The organism is Mesorhizobium sp. M0621, assembly GCF_040320745.1.
Classification (GTDB): Bacteria; Pseudomonadota; Alphaproteobacteria; order Rhizobiales; family Rhizobiaceae; genus Mesorhizobium.
Genome location: NZ_JAMYQF010000003.1, coordinates 118,873 through 142,357 on the forward strand (window position 1 = coordinate 118,873; position 23,485 = coordinate 142,357).

At 63.1% G+C, this 23,485-nt stretch carries 17 protein-coding genes and 1 tRNA gene; 11 read left to right on the forward strand and 7 right to left on the reverse strand.

From position 1 onward, the window contains the following. Window positions 1-65: 65 nt before the first annotated feature. Window positions 66-1,280, forward strand: a complete 1,215-nt coding sequence (locus tag NKI38_RS03310) for an SGNH/GDSL hydrolase family protein (protein ID WP_352654749.1) — start codon at window positions 66-68, stop codon at window positions 1,278-1,280. Window positions 1,281-1,387: 107 nt separating this feature from the next. Here the strand turns inward: NKI38_RS03310 and NKI38_RS03315 are convergent, their stop codons facing one another. Further along, window positions 1,388-2,842, reverse strand: coding sequence for a glutamate synthase subunit beta (locus NKI38_RS03315; RefSeq protein WP_352654751.1), 1,455 nt, complete (start codon window positions 2,840-2,842; stop codon window positions 1,388-1,390). A 140-nt stretch (window positions 2,843-2,982) separates the two neighbouring features. Further along, window positions 2,983-7,719: a glutamate synthase large subunit gene (gltB, locus tag NKI38_RS03320; RefSeq protein ID WP_352654947.1), complete on the reverse strand. Its 4,737-nt coding sequence runs from the start codon at window positions 7,717-7,719 to the stop codon at window positions 2,983-2,985. Window positions 7,720-8,219: 500 nt separating this feature from the next. On the opposite strand from gltB, the gene NKI38_RS03325 reads away from it, so the two are divergent. Then, window positions 8,220-9,269: a threonine aldolase family protein gene (locus NKI38_RS03325; protein WP_352654753.1), complete on the forward strand. Its 1,050-nt coding sequence runs from the start codon at window positions 8,220-8,222 to the stop codon at window positions 9,267-9,269. Window positions 9,270-9,339: 70 nt separating this feature from the next. On the opposite strand, the gene NKI38_RS03330 is transcribed toward NKI38_RS03325, so the two are convergent. Continuing rightward, entirely contained in the window at window positions 9,340-9,807 is a 468-nt protein-coding gene (locus NKI38_RS03330; protein ID WP_109659260.1) for an Hsp20 family protein, read from the reverse strand. Window positions 9,808-10,286: 479 nt separating this feature from the next. Here NKI38_RS03330 and NKI38_RS03335 point away from each other — a divergent pair, with 479 nt between their 5' ends. Next, window positions 10,287-11,264 (forward strand): alpha/beta fold hydrolase, encoded by a 978-nt coding sequence (locus NKI38_RS03335; RefSeq protein ID WP_352654755.1) that lies wholly within the window; start codon window positions 10,287-10,289, stop codon window positions 11,262-11,264. 57 nt (window positions 11,265-11,321) lie between these two features. On the opposite strand, the gene hisN is transcribed toward NKI38_RS03335, so the two are convergent. Together hisN and NKI38_RS03345 are read right to left on the reverse strand one after the other, a co-directional pair. Next, complete coding sequence (gene hisN / locus NKI38_RS03340; RefSeq protein ID WP_352654757.1) at window positions 11,322-12,095, reverse strand: histidinol-phosphatase; 774 nt, start codon at window positions 12,093-12,095, stop codon at window positions 11,322-11,324. A gap of 392 nt (window positions 12,096-12,487) precedes the next feature. After that, window positions 12,488-13,429 (reverse strand): N-formylglutamate amidohydrolase, encoded by a 942-nt coding sequence (locus NKI38_RS03345; RefSeq protein ID WP_352654758.1) that lies wholly within the window; start codon window positions 13,427-13,429, stop codon window positions 12,488-12,490. 164 nt (window positions 13,430-13,593) lie between these two features. Here NKI38_RS03345 and cpdR point away from each other — a divergent pair, with 164 nt between their 5' ends. Then, complete coding sequence (gene cpdR / locus NKI38_RS03350) at window positions 13,594-13,956, forward strand: cell cycle two-component system response regulator CpdR (protein WP_006199474.1); 363 nt, start codon at window positions 13,594-13,596, stop codon at window positions 13,954-13,956. Between the two features lie 116 nt (window positions 13,957-14,072). After that, a tRNA-Val gene (locus NKI38_RS03355) sits at window positions 14,073-14,147 on the forward strand. 162 nt (window positions 14,148-14,309) lie between these two features. Here the strand turns inward: NKI38_RS03355 and NKI38_RS03360 are convergent. Then, window positions 14,310-14,519, reverse strand: a complete 210-nt coding sequence (locus tag NKI38_RS03360) for a hypothetical protein (protein WP_352654760.1) — start codon at window positions 14,517-14,519, stop codon at window positions 14,310-14,312. A 235-nt stretch (window positions 14,520-14,754) separates the two neighbouring features. Then, the gene (locus tag NKI38_RS03365) at window positions 14,755-15,909 is read right to left on the reverse strand and encodes a dihydrodipicolinate synthase family protein (RefSeq protein ID WP_352654761.1); all 1,155 of its coding nucleotides are present in this window, start codon (window positions 15,907-15,909) and stop codon (window positions 14,755-14,757) included. Window positions 15,910-16,148: 239 nt separating this feature from the next. Here NKI38_RS03365 and NKI38_RS03370 point away from each other — a divergent pair, with 239 nt between their 5' ends. The 6 genes from NKI38_RS03370 to NKI38_RS03395 are packed head-to-tail and all read left to right on the forward strand — an operon-like array spanning window position 16,149 to window position 23,420. Next, window positions 16,149-17,207 carry a LacI family DNA-binding transcriptional regulator gene (locus NKI38_RS03370; protein WP_352654763.1) on the forward strand — a complete coding sequence of 353 codons (1,059 nt, stop codon included), beginning with the start codon at window positions 16,149-16,151 and terminating at the stop codon, window positions 17,205-17,207. Then, the gene (locus tag NKI38_RS03375) at window positions 17,204-18,220 is read left to right on the forward strand and encodes a Gfo/Idh/MocA family protein (RefSeq protein ID WP_352654765.1); all 1,017 of its coding nucleotides are present in this window, start codon (window positions 17,204-17,206) and stop codon (window positions 18,218-18,220) included. Before NKI38_RS03370 ends, NKI38_RS03375 begins: the two co-directional genes overlap by 4 nt. Before the next feature lie 5 nt (window positions 18,221-18,225). Then, complete coding sequence (locus NKI38_RS03380; protein ID WP_352654949.1) at window positions 18,226-19,818, forward strand: acyl CoA:acetate/3-ketoacid CoA transferase; 1,593 nt, start codon at window positions 18,226-18,228, stop codon at window positions 19,816-19,818. Continuing rightward, complete coding sequence (locus tag NKI38_RS03385; RefSeq protein WP_352654767.1) at window positions 19,811-20,587, forward strand: enoyl-CoA hydratase/isomerase family protein; 777 nt, start codon at window positions 19,811-19,813, stop codon at window positions 20,585-20,587. Before NKI38_RS03380 ends, NKI38_RS03385 begins: the two co-directional genes overlap by 8 nt. Before the next feature lie 9 nt (window positions 20,588-20,596). Next, a complete protein-coding gene (locus tag NKI38_RS03390; protein WP_352654769.1) occupies window positions 20,597-22,108 on the forward strand; it encodes an aldehyde dehydrogenase family protein in 1,512 nt (503 codons plus the stop codon). Window positions 22,109-22,166: 58 nt separating this feature from the next. Next, window positions 22,167-23,420 carry an ABC transporter substrate-binding protein gene (locus NKI38_RS03395; protein WP_352632755.1) on the forward strand — a complete coding sequence of 418 codons (1,254 nt, stop codon included), beginning with the start codon at window positions 22,167-22,169 and terminating at the stop codon, window positions 23,418-23,420. The last annotated feature ends 65 nt before the right edge of the window (window positions 23,421-23,485 follow it).

Consider the following 23,485-nt stretch of genomic DNA (forward strand, 5'->3'; position numbering starts at 1 on the left):
TGCCGCGCGGCCTTTCGGGCGCGCAAAGGACACTGTAGCAATCTGCCAAGGGATGGAGGAAACGATTGGCTTCGGCTGCGCGCATCGCAGGGCTTGTTCGTCGCATGCCGGTGCTCATTCTGGCCATCGTCGTGCTCGCCGTCGGCGTCGCTGGGGCCTTTCATGCGCCGGCCATGGCGCAGGAGCAGCAAAACCGCAGCTGGTCGTTGCGCGACCTTCTGTTTCCGCGCCGCAGCGAGCGGTTCGAGCCGCCGCTGGATATCCAGAAGGCAAGGCCCAGGCCAAAGGCGAAAAAACCCCGGGCGCCGCGCCCACCCGCGGAACCGGAAACCCCGGTGGTCGAGAAGGCGCCGGACGCCCGAACCGTCCTTGTGGTCGGTGACTTCATGGCGGCGGGCCTTGCCGAAGGCCTCGACACCGCCTTTGCCGGGAATGCGGGCGTCAGGATCGTCGTTCGCAGCAATGGTTCGTCCGGCTTCGTGCGCGACGACTTCTACAACTGGCCCGAACAGATCAAGTCGCTGATCGAGACCGAAAAACCCGCCGCCGTGATCGTCATGCTGGGCTCCAACGACCGCCAACAGATGAAAGTCGGCGACGTGCGCGAACAACCACGTTCCGAGACCTGGACCAAGGAATATGAGCGTCGCACCGACGCGTTCGGCAAAGCCATCGCCGCGACCAAGGTGCCTTTCCTGTGGGTCGGCATGCCGGCGTTCCGGGTACCGAAGATGACCTCCGACATGCTTGCCTTCAACGACATCTACCACCAGGCCGCCGATAGCCACGGCGGCGAATTCGTCGATATCTGGGACGGCTTCGTCGACGAGAACGGTGCCTTCGTCACCAGCGGTCCCGACATCAACGGCCAGCCGGTGCGACTGCGCGCCGATGACGGCATCAACGTCTCGAAGGCAGGCAAGCGCAAGCTCGCCTTCTATACCGAAAAACCATTGTTGAAGATCCTCGGCCTGACCGCACCGGGAAGCGTGGTCACGGCTTCCGCTCCGGCGGGCGCTCCTGTCGAGGCGCCGGCGCCGGCCGCGGCCCCCATCGTCATCGACCGAACCGCGCCGATGCTGCTCAGCGATCCGGCACTCGATGGCGGCTCCGAGCTGCTCGGCGCGGCACCGCCGCCTAAGGCCAACCCTGACCTGCCGGGTGAAAAGCTCGTGGTCGAAGGCAAGGCCCCGGCGGCTTCCCCCGGCCGCGCCGACGATTTCTCCTGGCCGCCGAAGGCTGCAGCCGCGACCGGCACCACGACCGCGATCAATCGGTGAATGGTGAATGGTGAATGGTGAATGGTGAATGGTGAATGGTGAATGGGAGGATATCTTCACTATTCACTATTCACTATTCACTATTCACTATTCACTATTTTCACTATTCACCACGGCAGAACGCTAGATCCCATCAATGCCTCGTCGATCGAGCGTGCCGCCTGGCGGCCTTCACGGATCGCCCAGACGACCAGCGACTGGCCACGGCGCACGTCGCCGGCCGCATAGAGCCTGTCGACGCTGGTCCTATAGTCACGGTCATTGGCCTCGACATTCCTCGAGCGGCGGTTGTCGGTGACGATCTTCATCTCACCGTCCAGCTCCGTTGCCACACCGGCCTTCGCCGGTCCGGCAAAACCGATGGCGATGAAGGCGAGATCGGCGCGGATGACGAATTCGCTGCCGGCGATCGGCTTGCGCTTGTCGTCGACCTCGCAGCACTTGACGCCGGTCAGCTGGCCTTCCTCGCCGATGAATTCGAGTGTCGCCACCTGGAATTCACGCTCCGCGCCTTCGGCCTGCGAGGACGAGGTGCGCATCTTGGTCGCCCAGTAGGGCCAGACAGAAAGCTTGTCTTCCTTCTCCGGCGGCTGCGGACGGATATCGAGCTGGGTGACGCGCACCGCGCCCTGGCGGAAAGCAGTGCCGACGCAGTCGGACGCGGTATCGCCGCCGCCGACGACGACCACATGCTGGCCGCCGGCGATGATCGGATGCGACGGCCATGCCACCGACTGGATCGGCTCGCCGCCGACCCGCCTGTTCTGTTGCACCAGATACGGCATCGCGTCATGCACGCCGCCCAGATCGTCGCCGGGAATGCCGGCCGCGCGCGGCGTTTCGGACCCGCCGCAATAGAGCACGGCATCATATTCGGCGAGCAGCTCGGCGACCGGCTTGTCGACACCGACATTGACGCCGCAATGGAAGGTGACGCCCTCGCCCTGCATCTGCTCGATGCGCCGGTCGATATAGTGCTTCTCGATCTTGAAATCGGGAATGCCGTAGCGCATCAGCCCGCCGGGCCGGCTTTCGCGCTCATAGACATGGACGTCGTGGCCGGCGCGGCCGAGCTGCTGGGCAGCCGCCATGCCGGCCGGGCCGGAGCCGATGACGGCGACACGCTTGCCGGTCTTCTTCTCCGGCGGATAGGGCCTGATGTGGCCGGTTTCATAAGCCTTGTCGGCGATCGCCTGCTCGACCGTCTTGATGGCGACGGGAATGTCCTCGAGGTTCAGCGTGCAGGCTTCCTCGCAGGGCGCGGGGCAGATGCGGCCGGTGAACTCCGGGAAATTGTTGGTCGAATGCAGGTTGCGGATCGCGTTGTCCCAGTCGCCATTGTAGACGAGGTCGTTCCAGTCGGGGATCTGGTTGTGGATCGGGCAGCCCGTCGGTCCGTGGCAGAACGGAATGCCGCAATCCATGCAGCGCGCCGCCTGTTTCTCGACCTCCTTGTCCGACATCGGCAGCGTGAATTCACGGAAGTGCCGGATGCGGTCGGAGGCCGGCTGGTACTTGTGTACCTGCCGGTCGATTTCGAGAAAGCCTGTTACCTTGCCCATAGTCCAGTTCCTGCTGTCCAGATGGTGCGGTTTTCGCCGCACCCGTTAACCTCTTGAGGCAGCCATGGCAACCTTTCGCACGAGGTCAAACTATCGATGAAGACGGGCCGGGAAACCTGGGCCTCCCGGCAATTCCAAATCTATTCCGCCGCCACGCCCATGCGCATGCGTTCCATCTCGATCAGCGCGCGGCGGTATTCGACCGGCATGATCTTGCGGAATTTCGGCCGGAATGTCGTCCAGTCGTCGAGTATCTCGCGACCGCGCACCGAACCGGTGTAGTGCACATGGTTCGAGATCAGCTGGTAGAGCCGTTCCTCGTCATGGCTGGTCATGTCGCCGGACACGTCGACGCGACCCTTGTGGTCGAGGTCGCCGCCATGGTGCAGCAACCTTTCCATCAGGTCGTCTTCTTCCGGAACCGGCTCCAGCTCGACCATCGCCATGTTGCAACGCTCGGCGAAATCGCCCGCCTCGTCGAGCACATAGGCGACGCCGCCCGACATGCCGGCGGCGAAGTTGCGGCCGGTCTGGCCAATGACGACGACGATGCCGCCGGTCATGTACTCGCAACCATGGTCGCCGACGCCTTCAACGACAGCCGCCACGCCCGAATTGCGCACCGCGAAACGCTCGCCGGCGACACCGGCGAAATAGGCCTCGCCCTCGGTCGCGCCATAGAGCACCGTGTTGCCGACGATGATGGAGTCCGCCGCGACGATCTTGGCCTCTTCCGGCGGCCGGATGACGATGCGCCCGCCCGACAGGCCCTTGCCGACATAGTCGTTGCCGGCGCCGACAAGCTCGAACGAGATGCCGCGCGCCAGGAAGGCGCCGAAGGACTGGCCGGCGGTGCCGGTCAGCTTCACCGAAATCGTGTCCTCGCGCAGGCCCTTGTGCTTGAAGCGCTTGGCCACTTCGCCCGACAGCATGGCGCCGGTCGAGCGATCGACATTGCGGATATCGACCTCGATCTTGACCGGCTGCTTGCTTTCGAGCGCGGGCTTGGCCAGTTCGATCAGCTTGCGGTCGAGCACGTCGTCGATCGGGTGCTTCTGCCGCTCGGTCCAGTGCGCTGCCTCATGCGGCGCATCCGGTTTGAAGAACATCTTCGAGAAATCGAGCCCGCGTGCCTTCCAATGCACGATCAGGTCGCGCTTTTCCAGAAGGTCGGTGTCACCGATGATCTGGTCGATATGGGTGTAGCCCATCTCGGCGAGCAGACCGCGAACCTCTTCCGCCACGTAGAAGAAGAAGTTGATGACGTGCTCGGGCGTACCCTTGAAGCGCTTGCGCAGCACCGGATCCTGCGTCGCGACGCCGACCGGACAGGTGTTGAGATGGCACTTGCGCATCATGATGCAGCCGGCCGCGATAAGCGGCGCGGTCGAGAAGCCGAACTCGTCGGCGCCGAGCAGCGCGCCGATGATGACGTCGCGGCCGGTGCGCAGGCCGCCGTCGACTTGCAGCGCCACGCGCGACCGCAAGCCGTTCAGCACCAGCGTCTGATGCGTCTCGGCAAGGCCCATTTCCCACGGACTGCCGGCATGCTTGAGCGAAGTCAGCGGCGAGGCGCCGGTACCGCCATCATAGCCGGAGATGGTGATGTGGTCGGCGCGCGCCTTGGCGACGCCTGCCGCAACCGTGCCGACGCCGACTTCCGAGACCAGCTTGACCGACACGTCGGCCGCCGGATTGACGTTCTTCAGATCGTAGATCAGCTGCGCCAAATCCTCGATCGAATAGATGTCGTGATGCGGCGGCGGCGAGATCAGCCCGACGCCCGGCGTCGAATGCCTGACCTTGGCGATGGTGGCGTCGACCTTGTGGCCGGGCAGCTGGCCGCCCTCGCCGGGCTTGGCACCCTGCGCCACCTTGATCTGCATCATGTCGGAATTGACGAGGTATTCGGCTGTGACACCGAAACGACCCGAGGCGATCTGCTTGATCGCCGAGCGTTCCGGATTCTTGCCTCCGCCAGGCAGCGGCAGATAGCGATCGGCCTCTTCGCCGCCCTCGCCGGTGTTCGACTTGCCGCCAATCTGGTTCATGGCGCGCGCCAGCGTGGTGTGCGCCTCGCGCGAGATCGAGCCGAACGACATCGCTCCGGTCGAGAAGCGCTTGACGATGTCGGCCGCCGGCATGACGTCGTCGAGCGCGACCTTCTTGCGGCCGTTCTCCTGCGCCAGCTTGAGCCTGAACAGGCCACGAATGGTCTGGGCGCGGGCCGTCTCGCTGTCGATCTGGGCGGAATAGTCCTTGAACGTCTCCCACGATCCCTGGCGCACGGCGTGCTGCAAGGTGGCGACCGCGTCGGGCGACCACATATGCGCCTCGCCGCGCATGCGGAACATGTATTCGCCGCCGACCTCGAGGCTGTTGCGCAGCACCGGGTCGTTGCCGAAACCGTCATTGTGCCGGCTGAGCGTCTCCGTCGCGATCTCGTCCAGACCGACGCCTTCGATCAGCGTGGCGGTGCCGGTGAAATATTGCTGCACGAAATCGGTCTTCAGCCCGATCGCGTCGAAAATCTGCGCGCCGCAGTAGGACTGGTAGGTCGAGATGCCCATCTTGGACATCACCTTGAGAATGCCCTTGCCGATCGACTTGATGTAGCGCGAGACGACTTCGTAGGCGTCCACTTCCTTCGGCAGCTCGCCACGCTTGTGCATGTCGAGCAGCGTATCGAAGGCGAGGTACGGGTTGATCGCCTCGGCGCCATAGCCGGCAAGGCAGCAGAAATGATGCACCTCGCGCGGCTCGCCGGATTCGACGACGAGGCCGACCGAGGTGCGCAGCCCCTTGCGGATCAGGTGATGATGGACCGCGGCCGTCGCCAGAAGCGCCGGTATGGCGATGCGGTCCGGCCCGACCTGGCGGTCGGACAGGATGATGATGTTGTAGCCGCCGGCGACCGCCGCCTCCGCCCGCTCGCACAAGCGGTCGATGGCGCCCTGCATGCCCGCGGCCCCTTCGGCGGAGCCATAGGTGATGTCGATCGTCTTGGTGTCGAAGCGGTCCTCGGTGTGGCCGATGGAGCGGATCTTTTCGAGATCGCCATTGGTCAGGATCGGCTGGCGCACCTCGAGCCGCTTGCGGCGCGAATTGCCGACCAGGTCGAAGATGTTGGGCCGCGGCCCGATGAAGGACACCAGGCTCATCACCAGTTCCTCGCGGATCGGATCGATCGGCGGGTTGGTGACCTGGGCGAAATTCTGCTTGAAATAGGTGTAGAGCAGCTTCGACTTGTCCGACATCGCCGAGATCGGCGTGTCGGTACCCATCGAGCCCACCGCTTCCTGGCCTGTCGTCGCCATCGGCGACATCAACAGCTTGGTATCTTCCTGGCTGTAGCCGAACGCCTGCTGGCGATCGAGCAGGCTGACGTCCCTACGCAGTTCGCGCGGCTCGACCGGCTTCAGATCTTCCAGGATGAGCTGTGTGTTGGCGAGCCAGGTCTTGTAGGGATGCTTGGCCGCGATCTCCGACTTGAGCTCCTCGTCGGAGACGATGCGCCCCTTCTCCAGGTCGATCAGAAGCATGCGGCCGGGTTGCAGACGCCACTTCTTGACGATCTTCTCCTCCGGCACCGGCAGCACACCGGCTTCCGAGGCCATGATGACGCGGTCGTCGTCGGTGACGATGTAGCGTGCCGGGCGCAGTCCGTTGCGGTCGAGCGTGGCGCCGATCTGGCGGCCATCGGTGAAGACGACCGCCGCCGGTCCGTCCCACGGCTCCATAAGTGCCGCATGGTATTCGTAGAAGGCCTTGCGGTCGGCATCCATCAGCTTGTTGCCGGCCCAGGCTTCCGGGATCAGCATCATCATGGCGTGGCTGAGGCTGTACCCGCCTTGGAATAGGAACTCGAGCGCATTGTCGAAGCAGGCGGTGTCGGACTGACCGTCATAGGAGATCGGCCAAAGCTTCGAGATGTTGTTGCCGAACAGTTCTGAATCGACCGACGCCTGCCGCGCCGCCATCCAGTTGTTGTTGCCGCGCACGGTGTTGATCTCGCCATTGTGGGCGACCATGCGATAGGGATGCGCCAGCTTCCACGATGGGAAGGTGTTGGTCGAGAAGCGCTGGTGGACGAGGATCAGCGCGGTTTCGAAGCGCGGATCGATCAGGTCCTTGTAATAGGCACCGACCTGATAGGCCAGGAACATGCCCTTGTAGACGACGGTGCGCGCCGACAGCGACACGCAATAGGCGCCGATGTCCTTGTTGTCGTTCTCGGCGTAGATGCGGCCCGATATGACCTTGCGCAGCAGATAGAGCCTGGCCTCGTACTCCTCGTCGTCGGTAATGTCTGGCGTGCGGCCGATGAAGATCTGCCGATGGAACGGCTCGGACGCCACTATCTCGGGCGCCTTCGACAGCGACGAATTGTCGACGGGCACGTCACGGAAACCGATGAGCGGAAGCCCCTCGGATTGCGCCGATTCGGCAATGATGTCCTCGATATGGGCGCGGAGGCCCGCGTCCTGCGGCATGAACCAGTGTCCGACGCCGTATTGACCCGCCGGCGGCAGGTCGATGCCCTGGGCCGCCATCTCCTCGCGGAAGAACCGGTCGGGAAGCTGCACCAGCACGCCGGCGCCATCGCCGACCAGCGGATCGGCGCCGACGGCGCCGCGATGCGTCAGGTTTTCGAGCACGGCCAGCCCGTCCTTGACGATCTGATGCGACTTCACGCCCTTCATGTTGACGATGAAACCGACGCCGCAGGCGTCATGCTCGTTGCGCGGATCGTAGAGGCCTTGGGCGGAAAAGCCGTTGGCAGTTCGGCCAATATTGGATCGCAAGGTGTTTTTGACGGTTGCCGCTTTCGTCTGCGCGGCCTGGCCGTTCGTCGCAGAGTGCGTCATGTCCGTCATCTCCTGTCCTCCATTCCAGCCCTTCGGGCGCTGGTTTGCCTCGGCAAGCGCTTGGCTCACCCTGATCCTTGTGGCACGTCTTGCGAAATCCTTGCCGAACCAGGCGGCTTTCCACATGGTTCGTATTCGTACAGGCCAGATTGAGGCCGTCCACCTGTCGCTCGCAGCAACAGCCGGAGAGGCCCAAATGATACGCCAATCCAGCTCGTTTTGTGCGACAAAATAAGACAGCACTACTGTCCTAAATTTTTATGACAGAATTCCCGAACGCACACAAGACCGATTCACAAAAAACTTGGACCGTTCGCGACAGAAAATTACGTGAAGTTGAGGAAAAACGTAAGGTTCAGTCGCGGGCTGCTGCCTTGCCAGCCGACTGGCTTTACCGATTTTCCGACGTCTGGCCTCTTGCGATCAGCGCGCGAAACCGGTCAACTTCAGGCTGATTTCCCCAAAACCCGATTTCCCCAAAACCCGATTCCCAAGACATAGGCAGACGCATGTTCTTCGCTTCCGACAATTGGGCAGGCGCCCATCCCAATATCGTTGCCGGCCTGTCGGCCGCGGCCGGCGGCTTTTCCACCGCCTATGGCGACGGTGCGCTCGACCAGGTGGTCTATCAGCGCTTCAGCGAGATTTTCGAACGCGAGGTCGCGGTGTTCTTCGTCGCCACCGGCACTGCCGCCAACTCGCTGGCGCTGACCGCCTATAACAAGCCTGGCGGCATTTCCTTCGCCCACCGCGAATCGCATGTCATCGAGGACGAATGTGGCGCTCCGGTATATTTTTCCGGCGGCTCGCGCCTGCATGCGATCGATGGCGCGCTGGGCAAGATCGATCCGCACAATCTGGAAAGGACCATCGGCCGTTTCGCACCCGAAATCGTCCATTGGGGACGGCCAATGGCTGTTTCGATCACCCAGTCGACCGAGGTCGGCACCATCTACGGGCTGAATGAGATCGAGACGATCTCCGCGATCGCCAAACGACATTCGGTGCCCCTGCACATGGATGGCGCCCGCTTCGCCAACGCGCTGGTCGCGCTCGAGACGACGCCAGCCGAAATGACCTGGAAACGCGGCGTCGACATCCTCTCCTTCGGCGGCACCAAGAATGGCTGCTGGTGCGCCGAGGCGATCGTGCTGTTCGACCTCGACCGCGCCAGGGAACTGGCCTTCCTGCGCAAGCGTGCCGCCCAGCTGTTTTCGAAATCGCGCTTCGTCGCGGCGCAGTTCGAGGCCTATTTCAGGGACGGCTTGTGGCTGGACACCGCCCGCCACGCCAACGCCATGGCCGCGCGCCTTGCCGCGGCGATCGAGGATTCGGCCACGGCCAAGCTGGCATGGCTGCCGCAGGCGAATGAGGTATTCGCGGTGATGAAGAAGGATGAAGCCGAAAAGCTGCAGGCGGCGGGGGCTGCCTTCTACGACTGGCACAAGCCGCATGGCTTTGACGGCCACATCGGTGAGGACGAGTTGCTCTATCGCTTCGTCACCAGCTTCGCGACAACAGCCGACGAGGTCGATCGGTTCGGCCAGTTGATCGCTTGATAACCGGTATCCCGGACAACAAAAAAGGCGGCGCCTTTCAGCGCCGCCTTTGCCTTGGGAGGCTATTGGTTTAGTTGGCGGTCTTGGCCTCGATCTGCTTGGCCTTGGCCGAAGACGCCGTAATGGCGATCTTGCGCGGCTTCAGCTCCTCGGGGATGTTGCGCTTGAGGTCGACGAAGAGCAGGCCGTTCTTCAGCGAAGCACCGACGACTTCGACGTGGTCGGCAAGCTGGAAGCGGCGCTCGAAAGCCCTCGAGGCAATGCCACGGTAAAGCAGTTCGGAGCCTTCGCCGGTGCCTTCGTCCTTGCGCTCACCTTTCACGGTCAACACATTGCGATGGGCTTCGATCGAGATTTCCTCGTCCGAGAAGCCGGCAACCGCCATCGAGATGCGATAGGAATCCTCGCCGGTGCGCTCGATGTTGTAGGGCGGATAGGTCTGTGCGCCATCCGGCTGCGCAAGCGAATCGAGCATGGTGAACAGACGGTCGAAGCCGACGGTCGAACGATAGAGCGGGGAAAAATCAACGTGACGCATGAGGTGTTCTCCTGTTGAGCAACATGGTTTGCGTATGGCCGGTGCGAAACCCTTGAGCGGCGTTTCGGATGGGCCAGCGGCCCCAACATTGGCGACCGCAACAGACATTTGGGGAGCGCTCGAAAGCATTTCAAGATTTCACCCAGAGGCAAAAGCCGTGCGGCTGGTGCCTTGATGAACAGCAGATGAACCGACGCTTCGGCGCGCGTTCAGACAGCCGGCGCTAAAGTGCATTCCAGGATCAAGGACCGGCGGCGCCGATTGTACAACAGGCACCGCAACGAGGCCGACCGGGTGTTAACGTCCCTTCCTCCCGGATCGACAGAGGCCGGAAGCACGCTTTCAAGCGGCTTCCGGCCTTCCCCGTTGCAGCCTCCCGTCACCGGGAATTCCTTGGCTTTTGGCGCTTGGGCGTCTATCACCTTGGCGGAGCCGGCCAGCGCAGGCGGGCATGCGAGACGCCGAGCACGAAGCGCCGAATGACGGATCTTTTCACCGAGAACTCCCTTTTTCACGAAATTGAGGGCAATCCGCGGCCGGAAAACGTCACCGGTGGCTTCTTCACCACGCGTGACCGCAAGAATATCCGCTACGGCCTGTTCGGCGCGGTCGCTCGCCCGATGAGGGGCACCGTGGTCCTCCTCACCGGCCGCAACGAGTGCATCGAGAAATATTTCGAAACCATCCGCAACCTTGCCGATCGCGGCTTTGGCGTCGCTACCCTCGACTGGCGCGGCCAGGGCGATTCCGACCGGCTGATCCGTGATCGCCAGCGCGGCTATGTCCGGAGCTTCCGCGACTATACGGCGGACCTCGAACAGTTCTTCGAGGAGATCGTGCTGCCCGATTGCCGTGGGCCGTACTACATCCTGGCGCATTCGGCGGGCGCATTGATAACCCTCCTTGCCATACCGTCGATGGTGAACCGTGTGCGGCGCATGGTGCTGATCGCGCCCTTCCTGACGCTGCCCGATCTGCCGGTCTCGATATCGACGGTTCGCCGCGTCTGCTCGTTGTTCTGCGTTCTCGGCCTCGGCCGGCTCTATGCCGCCTGGGGTCCGCGGCCGAAGGTGACGGCCCCTTTCGAGACCAACAAGCTGACGTCTGACCCGGTACGCTATCAACGCAACACGCGGCTCTACGAAGAACATCCGCAACTGGCGCTTGGGGGTCCGACGATCCGCTGGCTGCGGGCAGCCGCGAAAGCCTCCGAAGCCGTCAGCGATCCCGACTTCATGGCAAGAATTCAGGTTCCCATGCTGATCATCGCTGCCGGCGCCGACCAGGTCGTCTCGACCAAGGCCGTCGAGGCCTACGCCAGGCGTTTGCGACTCGGTTCGCTGCTGATGATCGACGGCTCCCGTCACGAAATCCTGCAGGAAGCCGACATCTACCGCGAGCAGTTACTCGCCGCTTTCGACGCCTTCATTCCCGGCAGCGATGATCCGACGGCCTGAAGCGCCGATCGCTGGTTCAGGTCGCGCTGACGCAATTCCGAGAGAAGTGTGAAGCGGTCAGCCGCGCAGGGCGGCCATGGCAGCGGCATGAAGCTCCGGCGTCGCCGCTGCCAGCACATCGCCGCCCTGTTCCGCTGGCCCGCCATCGAATGTGGTGACGACGCCGCCGGCCTTCTCGATGATTGGGATCAGCGCCACGATGTCGTAGGGCTTCAATCCGGGATCGGCGACAATGTCGACACTTCCCGAAGCGATCATGGCAAAGGCATAGCAATCGGCGCCGTAGCGGGCGAGCTGGATCTGCTTTTCGAACTGGTCGTAGCGATTGCGCGCCTCGCCTTTGAACAATGCCGGCGTGGTGGTGAACAGCGTCGCCTCGGCCAGCTTCGTTGTCTTGCGGGTTGTCAGTTTTCGCGGCCCACCCGGCCCCTCATAGTGGGAGCCCGAGGCGTTGGCGTAGAACAGTTCGCCGGTGAAGGGTTGAGACATCATGCCGGCAACGGCGTCGCCGTCGACCGTCAACCCGACCAGCGTCCCCCACACCGGAAGGCCGGAAATGAAGGCGCGCGTGCCGTCGATCGGGTCGATCACCCAGACATGCCGGCTCGAAATGTTCTCGCTGCCATGCTCCTCGCCCAGAATACCGTGGTCGGGATACTGCGCTGAGATCAGCGCGCGGATGGCGCGCTCGGCCTCGCGATCGGCTTCGGTGACCGGGTCGAAACTGCCCTTTTCCTTGTTGGCCACAACACCCTGGCTGCGAAAGCGCGGCAAGGTCTCCGCCGCCGCCGCCTGGGCGATGCGGCGCATGAAATCGATGCTGATGTCCAACTGATTCTCCCGCATTGCAGCATGCCCGAGCCGTGCTCTGCCGCCGATTTTATGCCAAAACAAGGGTATTCAACGATTTTTCCGTGACGACATCTGTTGCCCGGATGTCACACAAGCGTCGTCGAAACGCAATTTCCACATCAGAGTGAATTAAAAAAGCCTGAAGGTCGCTTGACATTTGTGCAGCGCACAATAACCTTAGCCTCGGACAGGTTCTCCTGTCCATGCCCTCCTTGGGCGTTTCCTCCCTAGACTTCGACCGTATCGTGCAAACGATGCGGTCTTTTTTTACGCCGCGATTTCCAATGCATGTCGCCCAAAAGCATGCCCACGGCCTGCCCGAGGGTGCGCAGCGGTTTGGTGCAACGACACGCATGAAAACAAGGCGGATTTCACTCCGCGGCCAGTGGCAGGTCGACGAAATGATGGTCGGGCATCGACATCAGGTCGGCTGAAAATCGCGTCAAATCGTCGGCCAGCGCATCGAAGCCGGCTGCCTTCTCGAATGTCCGCTCGTTCATGTAGAGCCCGCGATTGACCTCGATCTGCAGCGCATGCAGATGACGCGCCGGGCGGCCGTAGTGTTCGGTGATGAAGCCGCCGGCGTAGGGTTTGTTGTGGGCGACCGTATAGCCCATGGCGGTGAGCAGGCCGATCGCGGTCTCGGTCAAGGCCGCGGTGGTCGAGATGCCGAAACGATCGCCGATGATGAAGTCGGGCCGCAGGCCGTTGTCGCCGACACGGATGCTCGCCGGCATCGAATGGCAATCGATCAGCACGGCGAAGCCGAAGCGCGCATGGGTTCTGGTCAAAAGCCGCTTCAGCGTCTCATGATAGGGCTTGTAGACGGCTTCGATGCGGGCGACGGCTTCGGCCAGCGGCAAGCGGCCGGGATAGATGTCGAGCCCCTCGCCGACCAGCTTCGGCACCGTGCCAAGTCCGCCGGCCACCCGCGCCGAGCGGATGTTGCAGAAAGACGGCACCGGCTCGGCGAACATGCGTGGATCGAGCTCCCACGGCTCGCGGTTGACGTCGAGATAGGCGCGCGGAAAATTCGCAGCCAGCATCGGTGCGCCGAGCGCTACGGCGCCGCCGAACAGCTCATCGACGTAACAGTCTTCCGACCGACGGATGGCGTTGCGGTCCAGCCTTGCCATGGCAAGGAAGCGTTCGGGATAGTAGCGGCCGCTATGCGGTGAGTTGAAGAGGAAGGGAACGCGCTGCTCGGCGCCCGACCGGATTTCGAAGGGTGGAAAGACCGAAAAATCCTCGGCTGCCGTCTTCAATTTGAACGAACCCGAAAACACCAGTGCATCATGATGTGAAGGTGCCACCTTGCTGGCCGCGTGTCCAGCATTTCAGCGGCCGCGCGCCGCCGGGCAAATATGGATCATCGCCCACCTCGTTCACTTGATGTTTACCCTCACCTCCTCATATACAGGATGGTTAACGGGCTTGCCCAACGGCAATCTCGAGCGGGTGATTCGGACGGGATATCATGGCACGCATTCTTCTGGCGGAAGACGACGACGATATGCGTCGGTTCCTCGTCAAGGCGCTTGAGCGCGCCGGTTACCAGGTCAGCGATTTCGACAATGGCGCCAGCGCCTATGAGCGTCTGCGCGAAGAGCCATTCTCGCTGCTGTTGACCGACATCGTCATGCCGGAGATGGACGGCATTGAGCTGGCACGCCGCGCCACCGAGATCGATCCTGATTTGAAAGTCATGTTCATCACCGGTTTCGCCGCCGTTGCGCTGAACCCGGATTCCAAGGCTCCGAAAGACGCCAAGGTGCTGTCGAAGCCGTTCCATCTGCGCGATCTCGTCAACGAAGTCGAGAAGATGCTTCAGGCGGCCTGAGCCGCTTTCCAAGCGAGGCGCCGCACCTCTTCGCCGCTGCGGCGAGACGACGCCTTCTTTCCTTTTTCCTGCTATTGACGCGCTGGATCAAAAATGGTGTATGCGCGGCTTCGGATGGGCGTGTAGCTCAGCGGGAGAGCACTGCATTGACATTGCAGGGGTCACAGGTTCAATCCCTGTCACGCCCACCATCCAATTCAGACAATTAGATGTTATGTCGGCATCCTGGCTCGCCAGAGCCGGTTGACGTCTTCGCAAGGGTAGATGGCGCGGCGGACGTTTTCGATCACGCAACGCGCCCGTCTCGGCGTTGACCGAAACGGGCCGCGGCGATCAGATCATTGGCGATCAGATCATTGCGGCTCTGGATCGGGCGTATTTCCCGGCCTGTCCGAGGTGCCGCCCTTGCCTTCGCGACAAGGCTCGCCGATGCCGCAGCATTTGCCGTTGTAGGTTACGCCGGGCTTCAGCCTGTCGCATTCCCTGGGACTGGTTGTCTTGCAGCCGGCCAGCACCGAAACGGCGATGGCGGCCAAAAGGACGTTTCTTGAAACAGTAAACATGAGACGCTCTCCTTGATGGACCGTGCTTTGGACACACCGCTTGGTCGCGCCTCGGGAGAAATTGGTTCAAAAGAAATTGCGCATGCCGGCGAAGATCATTTTGTGCCGCACGGCGATGGAGGGGGACCTCACGAGACCTCCATGCCCCGGAGCTATTGTTTGAAGCAGGCGCGGCGTTCGCGTGACAGCAAGTCCCGCACGACCGGCTGCTTCGAGGGCCAGCCTCGTCGCGGACCTAGACGCCCGCCACGGCGCAAAGATCCTTCATCCTGGCAACCGCCAAGTCCGGATCGGCCAGCAACCCAGCCTGGTCGGCAAGGCGGAAAATATCCGCATAGTGACGGATGCCGCGCGCCGACTGCATGCCGCCAACCATAGCAAAATGATCCTGATGGCCGTTCAGCCATGCCATGAAGACGATGCCGGCCTTGTAATATTCGGTCGGCGCCTCGAAGATTTTTCGCGATAGCGGCACGGTCGGCGCCATCAAGGCGTCATAGCCGGCGCGGTCCCCATCCGCCAGTTTCGCCAGTGCTGCATTGGCGACCGGCGCGATGGCGTCGAAAATGCCGAGCAGCGCATGCGAATGCCTTTGCTCGTTGCCGGCGATCAGTTCGGGATAGTTGAAGTCGTCACCGGTGAACATGACGACACCGTCCGGCAGGCGGTTTCTGAGCGCGACCTCCTTGCCGGCATCGAGCAGCGAGATTTTTATCCCTTCCACCTTGCCAGCGTGGCGTTCGATGATGGCGACGACGGTGTCGAGCGCCGCTTCGAAATCGCTGCTGCCCCAATAGCCCCTGAGCGCCGGATCGAACATGTCGCCCAGCCAGTGCAGGATGACCTTGCCGGAAGCCTGGGACAGGATGCGGTCGTAGACGCTGACATAATCGTCGGGACCGTTGGCCACTTTCGCCAGCGCGCGGCTGGCCATCATGATCGCCTTGCCGCCCAGCCCTTCGATGAAGGCGAACTGCTGCTCATAGGCGGTGATCACGTCATCAAGCGTCCTGGCAGCGGCCGGCGTCAGATGATCGGTCCCAGCGCCCGAGGCCAGATCGGCGCCGTCGACGGTGCGCGCCTCGGCGATCGAGCGGCGGATCAATTCCTGCGCATTTGTCCAGTCGAAACCCATGCCGCGCTGCGACGTATCCATCGCCTCCGCGATGCGGAAGCCGAGCCGCCACAGATGGTGCCGGAACGCCATCGTCCCGTCCCAGTCGACCACCGGCCTGGACCAAGGATCGGTCATCGCAAGCGGATCGGCAACGACGTGCGCGGCGGCATAGGCGATGCGCGAAAACCGCGCGCCGATCACCGGCTGAACCGGCTGGCCGGCAAGCGCATAGCGGGCGCTGCGGCCATTCTCACCAGGCAAGGAAATGTCCATCGAGCTCTCCCTTGCCGCGCCTATAAATGGAACGTTCCAATAAATCAAGAACCTTTAGGATTCAGAGTTCATTCACAGGCAAATGCTGCATCGCAGCGCGGAAAGCCTTACAGACTAGGCCATTTGAGTACGCACAATTGATTTTCCGGCTGAGAAGAAATCTGGATTGACTCGGGATCGAACCGATGATTAGAACGTTCCAATAAAACTCGATCACAATGTTGGGAGGGTGCATCTCGATGGCCAGCCGGGCCAAGGCGACGATATTCGACATCGCCCGCGAAGCGGGCGTGTCCAAATCGACGGTATCGCTCGTGCTCCAGGGCAGCGGGCTGATCCGGCCTGAGACCGCAAGCAAGGTGCGCAAGGCGATCGAGGATGTCGGTTACGTCTACAACCGCGGCGCCGCCAATCTGCGCAAGGCTCACTCCAACGTCATCGGCATGGTCATCAACGACCTCACCAATCCATTCTTCGCCGAACTGGCGGTCGGCATGGAGCGCGTCTTCCAGTCGGCCGGCATCGTGCCGTTCATCGCCAACACGGCGGAAAATCCGGTGCGCCAGGAAGAAGTGCTGAAATCGCTGATGGAGCAAGGCGTCGCTGGCCTCATCGTGTCGCCGGCCCGCGGCACGACACCGGGCGCCTTCCGCAAGATCGAGACGGCGGGCCTGCCGGTGGTCTTCGCCATGCGCCGGCTACCGGAAAGCCGCATCCCCGTGATCGCGCCCGACAATCATCGCGGGGCCTATCTCGCCACCGCTCATCTGATTGGCAAGGGACATCGCCGGCTGGTCTTCTTCGGCGGCTCGTCCGATCTGGTGGTCTATCACGAGCGGCTTGGCGGATTTCGCGAAGCCTGTGAGACGCAGGGCATCGCCGCCCGCGACGCACTTGTCGTCGAAGGCGAGACCAGCCGCAGAGGTGGTATCGCATGCCTGGAGACCGCTCTCGCGATGGCTGAACCGCCGACTGCGGCACTCTGCTTCAACGACGCCGTCGCCTTTGGCGCCATGCTGGCGCTGCGCAAGCGCGGGCTTGAGCCGGGCGCGGATTTCGCCGTCGTCGGCTTCGACGACGTGGCCGAGGCCGAGCACTATATGCCGGCTCTGACCAGCGTTGCGGTGGACTCGGCGGGCCTCGGCGAACGCGCCGCCCATGTCATGCTGAAAATGATCCAGTCGCGCACTACCCGCGCCGAAGACCATATCGGCGCGGTCAATCTCGTGGTCAGGGAAAGCTGCGGCCCGGATCGTCGCGCCCGAAACAGGCCCGCGGGTTCGGGGGACGCGGCATGAGCGTCAAATGGGGCTTGATCGGCGCCAGCACGATCGCCAGGCAGTTCATGATCGACGCCATCCGTGCGCAAGGCGATGGCGAGATCGTGGCGGTGATGAGTTCCAGTCCTGAGCGCGCCACGGCCTATGCCGGGGAAAACAACATTCCGCTTGCCGTCTCGACGCTTGATGGCCTGCTCGGCGCCGACATCGACGCCGTCTACATCTCGACCACCAACGAATTGCATCTCGAACAGGCGCTCGCGGCCATCAAGGCGGGAAAGCACGTGCTGTGCGAAAAGCCGCTGGCGCTGAGCAGCGCCGATGCGCGCACAATGGTCACTGCCGCCAAGGCTGCCGGCATCGTGCTCGGCACCAACCATCATCTGCGCAATGCCGGCGCGCACCGCACCATGCGCGAGGCGATCGCCGCCGGCCGCATCGGCAAGCCGATTGCCGCGCGCGTCTTCCATTCGGTCTATCTGCCGGAGAATCTGCAGGGCTGGCGCATCGCCAAACCCGAGGCAGGCGGCGGCGTGGTACTCGACATCACCGTGCATGACGCTGACACGCTGCGTTTCGTGCTCGGCGACGACCCGGTCGAGGTGTCTGCCTTCACGCAGTCGGCCGGCATGGCCGGCGCGGGATTGGAAGATGGCGCCATGTGCATCTGGCGCTTCAAATCGGGCGTCATCGCCCAGTCGCATGAGGGCTTCACCACCAAATTCGCCGGCACCGGCTTCGAGGTGCACGGTTCGGAAGGGTCGCTGATCGCCAGCAATGTGATGACCCAGAAGCCGATCGGCTCGGTGCTGCTGCGCACGGCAGCAGGCGAAGAGGAATTGAGCTTCGCCCGCGAAGACCTTTATTCACGCTCCGTGCGCCAATTCCATGCTGCGATCCATGGCGAGGGCCAGCCAGCCGCCACCGGCGAGGACGGTATCTGGTCGCTGACCGCTGCCGAAGCAGCGCTGCAATCGGCCAGTTCCGGCAAGGCCGTCAAAATCGACCCGAAACTCGGGAGCATGAATTGAGCAAGATGGTTTCGGTAGCGCAGGCAGCGGGCCTGATCAAGGACGGCATGGTCGTGTCGGTGTCCTCATCGAGCGGCCTCGGCTGCCCCGACGCCGTTCTGGCCGCGATCGGCGAACGCTTCGATAGCGAAGGTCATCCGAAGAACATCACCACGCTCCACCCGATCGCCGCCGGCGACATGTACGGCATCAAGGGCATTGACCATCTGGCCAAGCCCGGCCTGCTGAAGCGCACTTTGTGCGGCTCCTATCCGTCCGGCCCCTCCTCTTCCGAACCACCGCATATCTGGAAAATGATCGGCGACAATTCGGTCGCCGCCTACAACGTGCCATCCGGCATCCTGTTCGACATGCACCGCGAGGCTGCCGCAAAGCGGCCGGGCGTGCTGACCAAGGTCGGTCTCGACACCTTCGCCGACCCCCGCCACCAGGGCTGCGCCATGAACGCCGCCGCCAGCGAGCCGATCGTATCGGTGCAGCAGTTCGACGGCGAGGAATGGCTCTATTTCCGCTCGATCGTGCCTGATGTTTCGATCATCCGCGCCACCACGGCCGACGAGCGCGGCAACCTCACTTACGAGCATGAGGGCGCCTATCTCGGCGGGCTGGAACAGGCGCTGGCCGCCCGCAACAATGGCGGTGTCGTCATCGCGCAGGTCAAGCGCGTCGTCGAAAACGGCACACTGAAACCGCATGATGTACGCGTTCCCGGCGTGCTGGTCGACCATATCGTCGTTGCGCCCGATCAGTTGCAGACGACGCTGACGCCTTACGATCCGGCAATCTCGGGCGAGATCTTCCGGCCGCTGTCGAGTTTCCGCAACGCGGAGATGAATGTCCAGAAGGTGATCGCGCGCCGCGTCGCCATGGAACTGCGCGACGGCATGGCCGTCAACATCGGCTTCGGCATTTCCGCCAATGTGCCGCGTATCCTTCTCGAGGAAGGCCAGCACGGCAAGGTCACCTGGGTCATCGAACAGGGCGCGGTCGGCGGCGTACCGCTACTCGATTTCAAGTTCGGCTGCTCGTCGAACGCCGACGCCTTCATGCCCTCGCCGCACCAGTTCATCTATTTCCAGGCCGGCGGTTTCGATGCGTCGCTGCTGTCCTTCCTGCAGATCGACCGTCACGGCTCTGTCAACGTGTCGAAGCTTTCAGCGCGCCCGCATGTGACGGCCGGCGCCGGCGGCTTTGTCGACATCACCGCACGGGCGAAGAAGATTGTCTTCTCCGGCTTTTTCAATGCCGGCGCCAAGCTGTCGCTGGCCGATGGCGGCATCCGCATTGATCAGGAAGGCAAGATCAAGAAGGTGGTCAACGAGGTCGAGCACATCTCGTTCTCGGGCAAGCGCGCGGTCGCGCAGGGCCAAGACATCACTTACGTCACCGAGCGCTGCGTGATGAAGCTGACACCGGAAGGTCTGGTCGTCACCGAACTCGCCCCGGGCATCGACCTGCAGCGCGATGTGCTGGCGCAATCGGAAATTCCGTTGGGCATCGCCAAGGATCTCAAGACGACCCCGGAAGCGCTCTATCGCGACCAGCCGATCGGCCTGTCGCTGGATGGCGGCGCCTCGCTTGGAGGCGCGCATGGCTGAGCGTCTCGTCACCTTCGAGCAGGATGGCGGCATCGGCATCGTCACGCTGCGCCGGCCGGAGAAATTCAACGCGCTCGACATCCCGATGCTGCGGGCGCTGGAGACGACGCTCGACGCGGCCGAGATGGCGCAAGGCGTGCGTGTCGTGCTGCTTTCCGGCGAGGGCAAGGGCTTTTGCGCGGGCGGCGATGTCGAGGCCTGGGCGCAAATGAGTGCGGCCGATTTCCAGGTGCAATGGGTGCGTTACGGCCACCGCGTGTTCGACCGGCTAGCGCGGCTGCGGCAGCCGACCATCGCCGTACTGTCCGGCCATGCGCTGGGCGGCGGGCTGGAATTGGCCGTGGCTTGCGATTTCCGCGTCGCGGAAACACAGGTGAAATTGGGCTTCCCCGAAACCTCGATCGGCGTCGTGCCGGGCTGGTCCGGCACACAGCGCGCCGTGCGCCGTTTCGGCGCGCAGACGGTGCGTCGCATGGCGCTGGGCGGCGAGATCTTGCTCGCGCCCGAAGCGCTGGCCCTGGGTTTGGTCGACCGGGTGGTCGAAACCGGCAAGGCACACGACGAAGCCAGGGCATGGGGCGAAAAGATCGCCGAGCGCGGACCACTGGCGACGGAAGCCGCCAAATTGATGATCGCGGTCGCTGAAGGCGAGGAAAGTGCCGCCGCCACGGAAGCGCTGGCCAGCGGCTTCATCGCCTTGACGAGCGACCTCAAGGCCGGTGTCGGCGCTTTCAAGACCAAGCAGAAGCCGGCCTTTTCGAGATCCTAGAGGAAAACTATGAACGCACCCCTCAAGATTTCCATGCCGGCCGAGGCGTCCGCGGCGCCAAAGGCGTACAAGCTGCTGATCGACGGCAAGCATGTCGATGCCCGCGACGGCCGCACGATTACGCGCCAGAGCCCCGGCCACGGCTTCACCGTCTCGCACTATGCGCAGGCCGGCGAGGCCGAAGTGAAAGCCGCGGTCCAGGCCGCGCACAAGGCGTTCGAAACCGGCCCATGGCCACGCATGAAGGCGGCCGAGCGTGCCGCGATCCTGCTCAGGGCGGCCGACTTGATCGAGGCACGGCTGGAAGAGATCGCCCGGCTCGACGCGCTGGAATCAGGCAAGCCGATCGCCCAGGCGCGCGGCGAGATTGGCGGTGCCGTCGACATCTGGCGCTATGCCGCCTCGCTCGCCCGCACGCTGCACGGCGAATCCTACGCCAATCTCGGCGATGACATGCTGGGCGTCGTGCTGCGCGAACCGATCGGTGTCGTCTCGATCATCACGCCGTGGAATTTCCCCTTCCTGATCGTCAGCCAGAAGCTGCCCTTCGCGCTTGCAGCCGGCTGCACAGCGGTGGTCAAGCCGAGCGAGATGACCTCCGCCTCGACCTTCGTGCTCGGCGATATCCTGATGCAGGCCGGCCTGCCCGCCGGTGTCGTCAACATCCTTGCAGGTCTCGGCGCCGATGTCGGCGCCCCGATGGTCAGTCATCCCCTGGTCGAGATGGTGTCGTTCACCGGCTCCACCAGCGTCGGCAAGATGACGATGGCCTCGGCAGCGAAGTCGCTGAAGAAAGTCTCGATGGAGCTCGGTGGCAAGAACGGCCAGATCGTCTTCCCCGACGCCGACCTCGAGGCGGCCGCCGACGCGGCGGTGTTCGGCGGCTTCTTCAACGCCGGCGAATGCTGCAATGCCGGCAGCAGGTTGATCGTGCACGAGGCGATCGCCGACGATTTTCTTGCCGCCGTCAAGGCGCTCACCGCCATGGTGGCGGTCGGCGATCCGCTCGATGACCGTACCAAGGTCGGCGCGATGATCTCATCGGACCATTTGGCCAAGGTGGCCGGTTACGTTGCCGCAGCCGCAACCGAAGGCAGCAGCGTCTACAGCGGCGGCAAGCAGCTGGCCTCCAATGCCGGCCAATACCTCGATCCCACCATCATCCGCGGCGTCACCGAGGAGATGGCCATAGCGCGCGAGGAAGTTTTCGGCCCGGTGCTCTCGGTGCTGACCTTTGAATCGATTGAAAGGGCGTTGCACATCGCCAACAACACGCCCTATGGTTTGTCGGCGGGCGTGTGGAGCGCCAGCATCGACACTTGCATGTCGGTGGCGCGTGGCGTGCGTTCGGGGACCGTCTGGGTGAACACATTCATGGAAGGTTATCCCGAGCTCCCCTTTGGGGGTTACAAGCAGTCCGGTATCGGACGCGAACTCGGCAAACGCGCCGTCGAGGACTATACCGAAGAAAAGACAATCCAGTTTCACCGCGGCCAACGCACCGGATGGTGGGTCGGCTGAGTTGAGAAGAACCCGGTGGGCTTCCACCGGTCGTGTAATGCAACAAGGGAGGAAGTACATGTTGCGCAAACTGCTTATCGGAACGGCTCTCGCATCCGGTCTGGCTTTCGCGGCTCATGCCGAGGACGTCAAGGAAGTCCAGATGCTGCATTGGTGGACATCAGGCGGCGAAGCGGCTGCTCTCAACGTCCTCAAGGGTGACCTGGCCAAGGAAGGTTACGCCTGGAAAGACGTGCCGGTGGCCGGCGGTGGCGGCGACGCTGCCATGACCGCGCTGAAGGCAATGGTCGCGGCCGGCAATTACCCGACCGCCTCGCAGATGCTCGGCTACACCGTGCTCGACTATGCCGCTGCCGGCGTCATGGGCGACCTGACCGAGACGGCGAAGAAGGAAGGCTGGGACAAGTCCGTTCCGGCCGCCCTGCAGAAGTTCTCGGTCTATGAAGGCAAGTGGGTTGCGGCTCCGGTCAACGTCCACTCGGTCAACTGGCTGTGGATCAACAAGGCCGTCATGGACAAGATCGGCGGCACCGAGCCGAAAACCTTCGACGACTTCGTTGCCCTGCTCGACAAAGCCAAGGCGGCAGGCGTGATCCCGCTCGCTCTCGGCGGCCAGAACTGGCAGGAAGCCACCATGTTCGACTCGGTCGTGCTGTCGACCGGCGGACCTGAGTTCTACAAGAAGGCCTTCAACGACCTCGACGACGAGTCTCTCAAGTCCGACACGATGAAGAAGTCGTTCGACAACCTCGCCAAGCTCGTCACCTATGTCGACCCGAACTTCTCGGGCCGCGACTGGAACCTTGCCACCGCCATGGTCATCAAGGGCGATGCCCTTGTGCAGGTCATGGGCGACTGGGCCAAGGGCGAGTTTAACGCCGCTAAGAAAACGCCGGGCACGGACTTCCTGTGCTATCGCTTCCCGGGCACCGAAGGCTCAGTGGTCTACAACTCCGACATGTTCGGCATGTTCAACGTTCCGGACGACCGCAAGGCCGCCCAGGTCGCATTGGCCACCGCCACCCTGTCGAAGAGCTTCCAGTCGGCTTTCAACGTCGTCAAGGGTTCGGTTCCCGCCCGTACCGACGTTCCGGACACTGACTTCGACGCTTGCGGCAAGAAGGGCATCGCCGACCTGAAGGCAGCCAACGAAGGCGGCACGCTGTTCGGCTCGCTGGCCCAGGGCTATGGCGCGCCTCCGGCGGTCGCCAACGCCTACAAGGATGTCGTCTCCAAGTTCGTCCATGGCCAGATCAAGACCTCTGACGAGGCCGTGACCGAGCTGGTCAAGGCCATCGACGACGCCAAGTAAGCGCCACACACCAAAAACGCCTTCCCCGCTCCGGCGGGGAAGGCTCCGATCCGCGAAGCTGGTTG